This window comes from Psychrobacillus sp. OK028 (assembly GCF_900103605.1).
In the GTDB taxonomy this organism is placed as follows: domain Bacteria; phylum Bacillota; class Bacilli; order Bacillales_A; family Planococcaceae; genus Psychrobacillus.
Genome location: NZ_FNHY01000002.1, coordinates 88,501 through 101,039, shown reverse-complemented (window position 1 = coordinate 101,039; position 12,539 = coordinate 88,501). Strand labels below are relative to the sequence as shown.

General features: G+C 35.2%; 13 protein-coding genes. 2 read left to right on the top strand and 11 right to left on the bottom strand.

Annotation, left to right across the window (positions count from 1 at the left end; all coding sequences use genetic code 11):
* Window positions 1-112: 112 nt before the first annotated feature.
* From rarD to ezrA, 6 genes are all read right to left on the bottom strand, one after another.
* A complete protein-coding gene (rarD, locus tag BLR36_RS03695) occupies window positions 113-1,021 on the bottom strand; it encodes an EamA family transporter RarD (protein ID WP_093060382.1) in 909 nt (302 codons plus the stop codon).
* Between the two features lie 130 nt (window positions 1,022-1,151).
* Complete coding sequence (gene mbcS / locus BLR36_RS03690) at window positions 1,152-2,729, bottom strand: acyl-CoA synthetase MbcS (RefSeq protein ID WP_093060381.1); 1,578 nt, start codon at window positions 2,727-2,729, stop codon at window positions 1,152-1,154.
* A gap of 226 nt (window positions 2,730-2,955) precedes the next feature.
* Complete coding sequence (locus tag BLR36_RS03685; RefSeq protein WP_093060380.1) at window positions 2,956-3,159, bottom strand: alpha/beta-type small acid-soluble spore protein; 204 nt, start codon at window positions 3,157-3,159, stop codon at window positions 2,956-2,958.
* Between the two features lie 82 nt (window positions 3,160-3,241).
* Entirely contained in the window at window positions 3,242-4,444 is a 1,203-nt protein-coding gene (gene thiI, locus BLR36_RS03680) for a tRNA uracil 4-sulfurtransferase ThiI (RefSeq protein ID WP_093060379.1), read from the bottom strand.
* A gap of 6 nt (window positions 4,445-4,450) precedes the next feature.
* Complete coding sequence (locus BLR36_RS03675) at window positions 4,451-5,584, bottom strand: cysteine desulfurase family protein (RefSeq protein WP_093060378.1); 1,134 nt, start codon at window positions 5,582-5,584, stop codon at window positions 4,451-4,453.
* Between the two features lie 75 nt (window positions 5,585-5,659).
* Complete coding sequence (gene ezrA / locus BLR36_RS03670; RefSeq protein ID WP_093060377.1) at window positions 5,660-7,360, bottom strand: septation ring formation regulator EzrA; 1,701 nt, start codon at window positions 7,358-7,360, stop codon at window positions 5,660-5,662.
* A 150-nt stretch (window positions 7,361-7,510) separates the two neighbouring features.
* Here ezrA and hisJ point away from each other — a divergent pair, with 150 nt between their 5' ends.
* Both hisJ and BLR36_RS03660 read left to right on the top strand, forming a co-directional pair.
* Complete coding sequence (hisJ, locus tag BLR36_RS03665; RefSeq protein WP_093060376.1) at window positions 7,511-8,308, top strand: histidinol-phosphatase HisJ; 798 nt, start codon at window positions 7,511-7,513, stop codon at window positions 8,306-8,308.
* Window positions 8,309-8,324: 16 nt separating this feature from the next.
* Window positions 8,325-8,804: a GAF domain-containing protein gene (locus tag BLR36_RS03660; protein ID WP_093060375.1), complete on the top strand. Its 480-nt coding sequence runs from the start codon at window positions 8,325-8,327 to the stop codon at window positions 8,802-8,804.
* Between the two features lie 98 nt (window positions 8,805-8,902).
* On the opposite strand, the gene BLR36_RS03655 is transcribed toward BLR36_RS03660, so the two are convergent.
* The 5 genes from BLR36_RS03655 to megL form a co-directional block, all read right to left on the bottom strand.
* Window positions 8,903-9,466 carry a histidine phosphatase family protein gene (locus tag BLR36_RS03655; RefSeq protein WP_093060374.1) on the bottom strand — a complete coding sequence of 188 codons (564 nt, stop codon included), beginning with the start codon at window positions 9,464-9,466 and terminating at the stop codon, window positions 8,903-8,905.
* 32 nt (window positions 9,467-9,498) lie between these two features.
* Window positions 9,499-10,023, bottom strand: coding sequence for a cysteine hydrolase family protein (locus BLR36_RS03650; protein WP_093060373.1), 525 nt, complete (start codon window positions 10,021-10,023; stop codon window positions 9,499-9,501).
* Window positions 10,024-10,061: 38 nt separating this feature from the next.
* Window positions 10,062-10,622: an AAA family ATPase gene (locus tag BLR36_RS03645; protein WP_093060372.1), complete on the bottom strand. Its 561-nt coding sequence runs from the start codon at window positions 10,620-10,622 to the stop codon at window positions 10,062-10,064.
* A gap of 173 nt (window positions 10,623-10,795) precedes the next feature.
* Window positions 10,796-11,236: a GNAT family N-acetyltransferase gene (locus BLR36_RS03640; protein ID WP_371326693.1), complete on the bottom strand. Its 441-nt coding sequence runs from the start codon at window positions 11,234-11,236 to the stop codon at window positions 10,796-10,798.
* Window positions 11,237-11,346: 110 nt separating this feature from the next.
* The gene (gene megL / locus BLR36_RS03635) at window positions 11,347-12,534 is read right to left on the bottom strand and encodes a methionine gamma-lyase (protein ID WP_093060371.1); all 1,188 of its coding nucleotides are present in this window, start codon (window positions 12,532-12,534) and stop codon (window positions 11,347-11,349) included.
* Window positions 12,535-12,539 lie beyond the last annotated feature (5 nt).

Sequence of the window (12,539 nt, the reverse complement as noted above, 5' to 3'; positions counted from 1 at the left end):
ATGTTATCCAATCATCTCTTGACTCCACTTTCCTAAAATAATGAAAAAACGTGAAATCAATTGACCGATTTCACGTTTTTAAATGGAAAAACCCTTATATCCTTGCCTTATTTCATCTATCCAGTGCATGTGCTTTTCTTACTTCCATAACTTTAGAAACTGTAAACAATATTAAAGCAATCCAAATACATGAAAAAGATAAGAACTCTATCTTGCTAAATGCCTCATCATATAATAAGACACCGACTAGCAACATTAAAGTAGGTGCAATGTACTGAAAAAAACCTGACATATATAGCGGCATCGTTTTCGTTCCCTTAGCAAATAATATTAAAGGAACAGCAGTTGCAACACCAGTGAAGATGAGTAGGATTGCGGTTATCGCATTGGAAGAAAAAAATACTGCTTTGTCTGTAAACAATAAATAGACAAAATAGAAGAGTGCAACAGGTAATACAAAAAAGGTTTCTATTGTTAATCCCCTAACTGCATCAATTTTAATACTTTTCTTGATCAATCCATACAATGCAAATGTAATGGCAAGCGTAAATGCGATCCAAGGAAATCCACCATAAGAAACAGTTAATATAATGACTCCAACAGCAGCTAATAGAACCGAGAGTTGTTGAGCCTTTGACAATCTTTCTTTCAAAAATAAGATTCCAAGCATTATGGATATTAAGGGATTTATATAATATCCTAGGCTTGTCTGAACGATATAACCTGCATTAACTGCAAATATGTATGTGAACCAATTTCCTGTTACTAGATAGGAAGCTACGAAAAGTCCCCAAAAAGATTTCTTGTTTGCCCATAAATCTTTTAAATCTATTTTCAGCTGTTTCAAATTCCTTCCTACAATTACAAGCATCAGTGTAAATATAAAAGACCAAATTACCCTTCCTGCAAGTATTTCATCACTTGAAACATGCTCCAATAGCTTCCAGTATATTGGCATGAATCCCCATAGAACATAAGCAATAATTACAAATATAATTCCTTGTTTTTCTTCATTTCCCACTAATGACACCTCTTTATTTTGATACTCGAAATATTAAATAATTATATTGCTTTAAATCACTAAAGTAAACAAGAAAACACGGAGGATAAATTTCCCTCCGTGTTTTCTCATGTAGCTTTACCGTAAAAACTTACTTTTTACTATTCTCTTTTAATCGTAAATCAATTCTTCTAATTTTCCCTGATGTCGTTTTAGGTAATTCGGAGATAAATTCGATTTCCCTTGGATATTTATAAGGTGCTGTCACTTGCTTTACATGATTTTGTAATTCTTTTATTAAATCCTCAGAACCTACAATAGATGCATCACGTAATACAATAAATGCTTTAACAATGCTCCCTCTTTCCGGATGTGGTGCTCCAACTACAGCGCATTCTTGCACTGCTGGATGTTTCGTCAATGCATCTTCTACTTCAAATGGTCCAATTGTGTAGCCTGAGCTAATAATTATATCGTCTCCACGACCTTCAAACCAGAAATAGCCATCCTCATCTTTTTTCGCTCGATCCCCTGTAATATAATAGCTCCCTCTAAATTGCATGGAAGTTCTTTCAGGATCCTTTAAGTATTCTTTAAATAACGCTGGTGTTTCTACATGGACAGCTATATCTCCTACTTCTCCAGGAGCACAAATTTGCCCTAGGTCATTGATAATGTCCACTGTATTTCCTGGCGTAGGTTTCCCCATTGATCCAGGTCTTGCTTCCATTCCCTTCATTGTTCCAACAAGTAACGTATTTTCTGTTTGACCGTAGCCATCTCGTACTTCTAAACCAAATATTTCTTCAAATTTTTCAATTACTTCTCTGTTTAACGGTTCTCCAGCTGAAACAGCACTATGAAGAGAGGATAAATTATAATCACTTAACGTATCAACTTTTGCCATAATTCGGTACTCGGTTGGTGTACAACATAAAACGTTCACTTTTTTCTCTTGAATATTTGTTAAGTAAGTTTTTGGATCAAACTTCCCGTTATATACATAGCCAGTAGCTCCACTACCCAGTGTAGCTAAGAAAGGACTCCATATCCATTTTTGCCAGCCAGGACTTGCTGTTGCCCATACAATATCTCCCTCTTGAATTGCCAGCCAGTTTGGCCCAGAAGTACGTAAATGTGCGAAAGCCCAACCATGTGTATGGACTACTCCTTTAGGATTTCCAGTCGTTCCACTAGTATAGGATAGAAATGCCATGTCATCCTTTATTGTATCAACTGTCTGAAATTCCTCCGACTCCGATTTTATTTCCTCTGTCAACGATATCCAGTTTCCTTTCTGGTTGCCGATAACGAATAATAGTTGTTCATCTATGTTAGAAACTTCTTCAAATTGATCAAGAAATGGTTCATATGCGATAATTGCTTTTGCATCACTATGTGACAATCGATATTCAATATCTTTTGCACGTAGCATTTCAGAACTTGGTATAACAACTAGGCCAGCCTTTAATGCCGCTATATATATTTCATACGCTTCGATTAAACGAGGCACCATTATTAATACTACGTCTCCTTTTTGGAGACCTTTATTAGTGAAAAGATTAGCAATCTTATTTGCCTGTTCAATTAAACTTTTATATGTACTTTTCTTCTGCTCACCATCTTCGGACTCCCATATCAATGCTAATTTATCTTTATCAGCAGCATATTTTTCAAATTCCGTTACGAGGTTATAATGTTCTGGAGCAATTAAATCTTGTTTGTTCATTTGACTTCCTCCTTTTACTTTCTAATTATAAAGGAAAATCATCTCTTTTAGTAAAATAAAATTCAAACTTTCAGACATTATATTAGTATATTACATATTTCATCAATTTTTAAAAAACATACATGTCTTGGTGCATTATCTTTTAAAAAAAGAAACCGGCAGCATATGCCACCCACATTTAAATAAGAAAAACCGGCAGCGAGAGCTACCAGTTTTTCGTCTTTACTTATTTTTGATATCCGTTCATTTGTTGTTGGGCTTGAGCAACCAATCGCTTAGTAATTTCTCCGCCTACGGATCCGTTGGCACGCGATGATGCTTCTCCACCAAGTTGTACTCCAAACTCTTGTGCAATTTCATATTTCATTTGATCTAGAGCTTGTCTTACACCAGGTACTAGAAGTTGGTTTGAGCTGTTGTTGTTTGGCATGTTCCTCACCTCCTTGTGAAATTAGAATGTTCATTTTCATCTAATTCATACACAGAGAAGAAAAGGTAATTATTTCTATTTATTAAAGAAGATTTAAGAAGTCATTTGACTTTTTCATTGGAAATGACAGAACCTCTCTATTTTGTACAGCTTCTGTTATTAATTCATCAAAATCTTTAAAGCTTTCGTAGTACTCGACTTTCTCTAGCTTTGGTTTTGTTTTCGGACAAGATGGTGTAAAGATTGTACAGCAGTCTTCATAAGGCAAGATAGACGTTTCATACGTGCCGATTTCCCGGGCAATATCTATAATATCTAACTTATCCATAGAGATTAGCGGTCTAAAAATTGGAGTTGATGTTACCGCATTAATCGCTGTTAAACTTTCTAACGTTTGACTTGCTACTTGGCCTAAGCTTTCGCCAGTCACAATTCCTAAAGCTCCTATTTCCTCACGAACAAGATCAGCAATTTTCATCATTAACCGTCTAGTAGTAGTCATTGATACATTTTCAGGAATTTGAGCCTGTATACTTTGTTGTATATCTGTGAAAGGTATAACATGTAATCTTACCGTCGCTCCAAAATGGCTTAACTGATTAGCAAGATCCATTACTTTCTCCTTTGAACGTTCACTTGTAAATGGAGGACTATGAAAATGAATCGCATCTAGACGAACTCCTCGCTTCAAAAGCATATATCCAGCAACCGGGCTGTCAATTCCACCAGATAACATTAATAAAGAACGACCATTTGAACCTAGAGGCATTCCTCCTGCTCCAGGAATTACTTGCGCCATCATATATACAGCATCATTTAATACTTCAATTCGTAGGTCAATTTCTGGTTTTTTCATTTGAACTTTCAGTGTTGAGTATTTTCTTAATACATTACTCGCTACCAAGCTTTGTAGCTCATATGTGTCCAATGGGAAAAATTTATCAGAACGTTTTACAGTAACACGAAACGTTTTCTCATGGTTATCTAAGCTGTCCATAATTTGAAGTGCAGTTGCTTGAATATCTTCTAAATCCTTTGAACAGGATGCTACAGGGCTGAAAGATTGGATACCGAATATTTTAGGAAGTCTTTCTATTAACGCATCTATTTCCGAATCATCCGATGACGTTAAAAACATACGATCTCTTTCAGCCTGAATTTTAATATTAGGCAAATCTACAAAAGAAAACCTAATATTATTACGTAAATGCGATATAAATTGCTTTCTATTTCTTCCTTTAGTGGATAATTCCCCATAACGTACTAATATTTTTTCCCATTTCATACTTTTTTAATCTCCTTTAATAACATTCATAACACGCTTGAATACTTTTTTAAATTGCTCTAGCTCTTGTTGGGTGTTAGTGGTACTAAAGCTTACTCGCAATACGCCTTTTATATAATCATCTGAAATATGCATAGCCTTTAGCACATGACTTGTTTTCGTTTGCTTTGAGGAGCAGGCACTACTAGTGGAAACGATTATTCCTTGTTGCTGCAATGCATTAATCAGCACTTCTCCTTTAATTTTTCGCACCGAAAATGAAATTATATGAGGAGCTTTCTTAGCCGAAGACACAATTTTTACATTTGGAAAAGACTGCAAATAATCTACTAAATCATCTGAAAGGCTTTGTAAATTTACGAATTTCCCATCTAAATCTTCCATTGCAAGTCTCATTGCTTTCGCTGTTGAAACAGCCAAAGGTACAGAGGTTGTACCACTGCGAATACCTGATTCCTGCCCCCCGCCGTATAATATCGGTTCTATTTCGATAAAATTTTTTAATGCAAGTATACCGGAGCCTTTTAACCCATGTATTTTATGAGAAGAGATCGTAATAGCATCAACTTCAAGTTGCTGAAAATCAACTCGTATTTTCCCAAAACTTTGAACAGCATCAATATGAAGAAGCGCTCTGCTTTGTTCTCTTACAATTTTAGAAAGATCTTCTATTGGTTGTATTGCACCTGTTTCGTTATTTACATGCATAACACTGACTAATACAGTATCATCGCGAAGAAGTTTTTTCACAGAATCTAACAAAATGATTCCTTCCGTGTCTACAGGAATCCACTCTACTTCAAATCCTTGATCCATTAATTTTTTAGCGGCTTCTATAATTGAAGGATGCTCAATTTCGGAAATTAATACATGCTTCCCTCGATGCTTATATTTTAAGGCTAGACCAAAGATTGCTAAGTTGTTGGACTCTGTTCCACCTGATGTAAAATATACTTTATCACTTGAGGTTTTCAGGATATTTGCAATTTGCTCTCTAGCAGATTGTAACAATTCATTTGTCTGATGTCCAAACGTATGAATGGAAGCTGGATTTGCCCAAAATTTTTCATTGACGGTTACAAAAGTATTAAGCACCTCTGGGTGTACTTTTGTCGTCGCACTATTATCAAAATAAATCATTTTCCTTATCGCTCCTTTTCGGAAAAAAACCACCGTCACTAAAGTGAGGTGGTTTACGTTTGTATACAAATAAGTTTATGTACGCCAAGCGTCTTCTTTCACTAATGAATCAATTTTCTTTAAAGCTCCCGGCTCTACCTCTTCCACTGCTGTCGCTGCATCCTCTAATGCCTTCGCATAACGCAATTGTCTAAATGCTTCCTCGGCTTCTATTAGACGTGCATGAACTTGTGGGTGACTTGCACGGTAGCGATTGCCGTACTGAATAATTTTTTCTGTGAGTAACACATTCTCAAGCATTTCTTTCGCTCTCTTATGTACTTCCTCCATACATGCCTCGGCTTTTTCTAAATAATTATCTACTAGTGACATATTTAAAGGTACTTCCTGGAGGCTTTGCATAGCCACATAAATATGCTCCTCGGCTTCTTCTAAACGAACATCCATATCCTCCGGAATTCCAGGAATATTGGCTTTTTGTAACATACGATCTGTTTCATGTAACATATCTTTCAGCTCATCTAATTTTTCCCGTGCACTATTTTCATCGATGCGAAGGTTTTTCAGGCGATTTGCAAATCGATCCTGTTCTTCGTAAAGCCGATCTATTTCTTCAGCTATTTCATTCAAATCATCCTGCAGACTTGAGTATGCAGATTGTTCTTCCTCAACTCTGCTAGAAAGCAATTCAAATTTTTTCTCTAATTCTTCCAGCTCTTTTAGGCAGCTTTGTGGAATTTCCGCTTCTTTTTCAGGAAGACGATAACTCTGTTGTACATATGAAGCTTCTTCACTGACAGCACGAGTCACAGATGTCACTTCACGTAAACGTGTACCAGTTTGTTCTTTATATTGGTCCACATATTTTTTAGCAAGCACTTCTTTTTCCAATAAATCATAGAAAGTGTCTAACTCATCTTTTAACTCTTCCACTCTAATAATTGTTTTACCAACGTTTAGATCAATGATTGCTTGTTTTAGTTCCACGAGCTCTGCTTCTATGGAATCTAATTTTTGATTCATCTCGAGATGCTGTAAATAATATGAGCTCTCTTCCATTTCTTTTTGCCCATTTCGCAATTCATGAATTATAGCTGGGATTTTATGTTGAATTTCGGATAGCACTGTAGGGATATCATGCAATTTAGGGAAAAACTTTTGGCCATCATCCTGAACAGTGATTACCAATTCACGAGCACTCAAATAATTTCCTGAATCTGTTAATCGATCAAATTCCTCAAACTGTGGAATGAAGGATTCTAACTTTTGCTCCAACGCCTTCACTGCTTCTCCAAAGGAATGCTGATGGGCAAGAAGTGTTTTTCTTGCTGCACGATGCTGTTCCTTTAGTTGCTCCATCTCGATACGATTTTTTTCTTCGCTACCGATTAGTTCCTCAAGTTCTGTTAAAATTCCTGACATTTTCTTGTCACAAAGAGAAATTAAAATTTGAATTTCCTTTTCAATTTTCGTTGCTTTTGGGAATATAAATCGGTCAACACTTTCTTCCGCGTCAAATAAAAGGACATCGATTTTTGGCATATGTACATCCATTACCTCTGTCCATGTATTTCTCCATCTTTCAAACATTTCCTCGGTTTGACCATTCATATTAAGCTGTTTCACTTTTGTCATTTCTTCTAAAATTGGTTTGTTTTGAATTTGATGTTTCTCATGCTCTAATCTCTCTATTTCAGCGTTATGTTTTCGTCGTATGATAAATGCAAAAATCGCAATTACTAAAAGTATAATGACTGCTGGGATGATATACTTCATCGTAAGCCCCCTGTTCCAAATTCAAAAAGTTCTATTTCCAAAGCTACTCTATATCTTACCATGCTTTTTATGTTATTGTTTCATAAAACAAGAGAAAAACAATTAATTCTTTTTAAAAATTATATTTTAATAATGAGGAGGCTGATTTTTTTGAAAAAAGATGGTCATATCCACACACCCTATTGCCCACATGGGACGAATGATTCTTTTCATATGTATATTGAAAAAGCGATTAAACGTGGGTTTCAGGCAATTACCTTTACGGAGCACGCACCCTTACCTATAGGTTTTATAGACCCAACACCTGATAAGGACAGTGGAATGAGCATAGACCAATTGGAATCTTATATTTCCGAGTTAGAAAAGTTGAAAAAAGAATATAACAAAGATATTGTTATTTCTACAGGCTTAGAAGTAGATTTTATCACTGGATTTGAACAAATAACTACTTCGTTCTTAAATACATATGGAAAATACTTAGATGACTCTATTTTATCTGTTCATTTCTTAAAGTACGAAAATGATTATACTTGCATCGACTTTTCTAAAACTACGTTTTTAGAATTCGTCGATCGACTTGGAAACCCAATGTCTGTTTATAAATTGTATTATAAAACACTGACAGATTCAATAACGAGTAATCTTGGTAATTTTAAACCAAAAAGAATTGGTCATATAACGTTAGTGCATAAATTCCAGCATGCCTTTACCGAGGAAGTGCATGACCATGAAGATATAGTAGCTATTTTGAACGAAATCAAACATCAGCAACTAGAGCTTGACGTAAATAGTGCGGGATTAGCTAAGCCTTATTGTTTAGAAAGTTATCCTCCGCCTTCTTATATAAAGCTAGCGAAGGAACTCGAGATTCCACTTGTATTTGGTTCAGACGCACATCAGGCAAAAGATCTACATCAGTCTTACAATGAAATAAGTACTTTACTATAGAATGGAGACAATAAATATGTTCACAAAATCAGCATACTCAGAAGATTTAACAGCTAATTACAATATGCTATCCAAACAACTAGACGCTCTTTTAACTGGGGAGGCAAATGCAATTGCCAATTTTAGTAATGCATCCGCATTATTAAATCAATTTTTTGATCAAATTAACTGGGTAGGGTTTTATTTAATGGAGGATGGTGAGCTAGTACTAGGACCGTTCCAGGGACTACCTGCATGTGTAAGAATTCCCTTAAGTAAAGGTGTCTGCGGAGCAGCTGCTTCAAAACAACAAACTGTTATTGTTCCTGATGTACATGCTTTTCCTGGGCATATTGCATGTGATGCAGCATCCCAATCTGAAATAGTTGTTCCAATTGTAAAAGATGGTGAGCTCGTAGGGGTTTTGGATATCGATAGTCCCATCAAAGAACGTTTCTCTGAGCAGGATGCGGAAGGTTTAGAGCAATTTATTGAAGTATTAGTGAAGCATATTTAAAAAATCTATAATATTCAATTTTCAAAAGGACCCTACTCAGTTGGGTCCTTTTCCTTTTTTCTACTTGAACTATCACATCATTTGTTTACCTGTTAAGTTCAAGAGGAATATGTGGTACAATTCCAATGTTTTGCACCAGCTTTTCTTTTACCTTTCCAACCCAATCTCTTTAATTCCTTGGCGATTAATATATTAAAAAAACCATGACCAACTAAAGCTATTGATTTATGTTCATTGGCATAAACAATTAGTTGTTGTGCAGCCTTTTTTGCCCTCAATTTCGCATCACTCAAAGATTCGCTTTTGTTAGAGTAGCCACTTAACCATATTAGTCTTAAAATTACTGCCCAGGTATTTGGCTTTAATTTTACTCTAAATACGATTGTTGTATGGATAGGTAATTCTGTTTCTCTAAATATAGGGTCGGAAATTGTTTTAGTTTTAGGATTTAATAACCTTGCTGACACAACAGATCTGTTTAAATCACTTGTAACAACAACCTTTGCAGCTGCTACTTTTTCTATGGTCTCTAAAGGGTATGTAGATTCTTCAAACACCCCGTTAAAGTCATATTTTTCAACCCACTTCTTAAACTCAGCAAAAGTTATTCTATCGCTTTCAATCAATTGTGATTTCCCATGTCTTATCAATGAAATCTCCATAAAAAAACTCCTTACTTTGATTTCTAACATTACTAATGGAACTTAATGTCTTTACTTGGATAAATATCAGCAAACCAGCGTAAGAGACTATTGTGGTGGTTAATAATCTGCTCTGCGGTTAGTTCCCCGGAATCCCACGTACTATGCCCATCTGAAACTAAAGTTACTTTATATCCCAGACTAAATGCTCTTCTACATGTGGTGTCAACACATAGTTCTGTTTGAATACCAGCAATGATTAAATGTTCAATTTCTTGTTTTTTCAGTTCATCGTGTAAAGTGGTATTAAAAAATGAATCTGGGGTTGTTTTTTGAATGATAATATCTTGATTTTGTGGTGCAATGGAAGAATGAATTTTCCATGGATTTGTACCATACTCTAATTGTTTCCCTATGGGCTCATTATGCTGCACGTAAACAACCGGTATTTCAATAGCCCTTGCTCGAGTTAACAGTTCATTTATATTTCGAAGGAGCCTTTCCCCCTTGAATACTTCCTCACCTTCTGGAAACATTCCATTTTGAACATCAATTACTAATAGTGCTACTTTCTTCAAAATGTTCTCTCCTTTAAAATAGTTTATTGAACTTAAAACTATAATTGAAACTCTTTTATTATTATTTTGGCGACTACTTCGGCACTCAAGTATGTATTATCTATTCTTAAATAATTTTCTTTTTCAATTTCATTCTCATAAGAATTTAACCTACTACTTACTAGTGTATCAAGTAAATGTTGTTCAGATTGTTTAATGTTTCTTTTAGTCGGTTTATGTTCAAGTCTATGTGGTGTCTTATTTCGTTTTAACCTTTCCTCAACTTTAGCTTCTAATTCTATAAAATAAATGTCTGCCCCCTGAGAAACGACAGTTTGACAAATATTTTCTATTTCATGCCAGTCTTCTTTTTTATCAAAATACCATACCTTAGTAAAAATCATTCCATAATTATCACTTTTTGAAAATGAATTAAATATTTCCTGTCGAAATAGATGTGTTAATCTCCACATTTCCGGACTATATCCAAATAGCGGCTCTAATAAATCAATAGTCATATGATTATGAAATAATTTTAGACCAGTTACCTTTGCTAATTCATGTCCGACAGTCATTTTCCCAACTGCTTGTGGTCCAAATATAAAAACAAACTTTTTCATCATAACCTCCTCCTTGAAAAGATCATCTAATAATTTTAGATCATTGCATCTCTTTGTTAAGTAATATTTTTAAGCCAAGTAATTATTCGAATAACCTAAATAGTTCAAGCCAAGTAACTAAAAATAGAACAATAAAAACAGAAGCAACTGAAATAATATTACGTATGCAAATTTTATAAATCTTTTTCAAGAATAATTTTATGTAATCCTTTTTTATCCGTATATGTACCAATGACATCAAAGCCATTTTTTATATTCAAAACTAACATACTTCGCCACTTATTCATTGTTTTTGTTTGTACGACACTATAGCCTTGTTCTTTTAAATATTGATGTTGCTTCTCCATTAACGTTGACCCTACACCAAATTTTCGAAAATTAGTATCCACCCCGCCTAACCAACTATAAAATTTATCATTGTCTAAAGCATAACCAATCTTATATCCAATAACTTTTGCACCACTCGTGGCAGTAATACATAATAACCGAGGTTTAGTTGCTATGTTGTTAATTAAATCATCGGAAGTGCCAAAAATATCTTTATGTAACTCTACAATGCAATCTAATATAGCTGCATCGGGTAATGAATTAAATATAAGGTAATCTATTTTCAATAATATTTCCTCCTAAGTCCCATTTGTAAATCGCTATTTAGTCTACGGTACCGGATGTATAATCACTCCTTATAATAAATTAAAAAGTGGAAGAAGACTTCTCTTCCACTTTACATCTTGTCTAATGCTTGCTTCAAATCTTCTAGTATATCCCTAGAGTTCTCCAACCCAACAGAAAGCCTTAATAATCCACCTGTAATACCCATTTCTAAACGCTCTTTTTCCGGAACAATGGAATGCGTCATTGTATAGGGATGCTGGATTAGTGTTTCCGCGTCTCCTAAACTAACCGCAATTTTTATCAATTTAAGTTCATTCATTAGCTTTTGCGCCTGTTTCATTCCACCCTTTATTGTGAACGAAATAAGTCCTCCACCAGCCTTCATCTGTTTCTTCGCCACATGGTACTGTTGGTTATCTACATCAAAGGGATAATAGATATTTTCAACGAAGGGATGCGACTTTAAAAAGTCGAAAACTTCACTCGCATTTTTCGAATGTCGATCCATCCGAACATGCAACGTCTTCAAACCTCTTATTAAAAGCCATGCATCAAATGGTGAGATAATACCTCCAAAGTCTTTTTGAACAGTACCGCGTATGGTTTCCATCTTCTCTTTGTCTTTTCCTACAAGAATTCCTGCGATAACATCACCATGTCCATTAATATATTTGGTCGCACTGTGAAGCACGAAATCTGCACCAAGCTCTAATGGATTTTGTAAGTATGGAGAAGAGAATGTATTGTCTACAACTACTGGAATTCCATGTTTCTTCGCTACTTTTGTAATCAATTCAATGTCTACAATTTCCATCGTTGGATTAATCGGGGTTTCTATATAAATACACGCTGTATTTGGTTGAATCGCATTTTCTACTTCTTCTTCGCTTACCAAAGCTTTTAAATCGTGCGTAATATTGTATTTTTCCTTCATTATTTTAAGCAATCCGAATGTACAACCATAAATTCCTCTTGTACATAGAATATGGTCACCAGATTTTGTCAGGTGAACTAAAATAGTGCTCACTGCAGCCATACCCGAGCCAAATGCTAAGGCACCCTCCCCCAACTCCATCGCAACTATCCGTTCCTCTAACACCCGTACGGTAGGGTTACCTATTCGAGAATATACTCCTCCAGGCTCTTCCCCAGAAAATCTTCTTTCCCCCTGCTCTGCTGTGTCAAATGCGAATGTTGACGTCTGATAAAGTGGCACAGAAAGGCTATCCTGATGCTCTCCAGTTTTATATCCTTCATGAATATACAATGTTTCTTTAGAATATTTTGAGTTACCCATAAAAA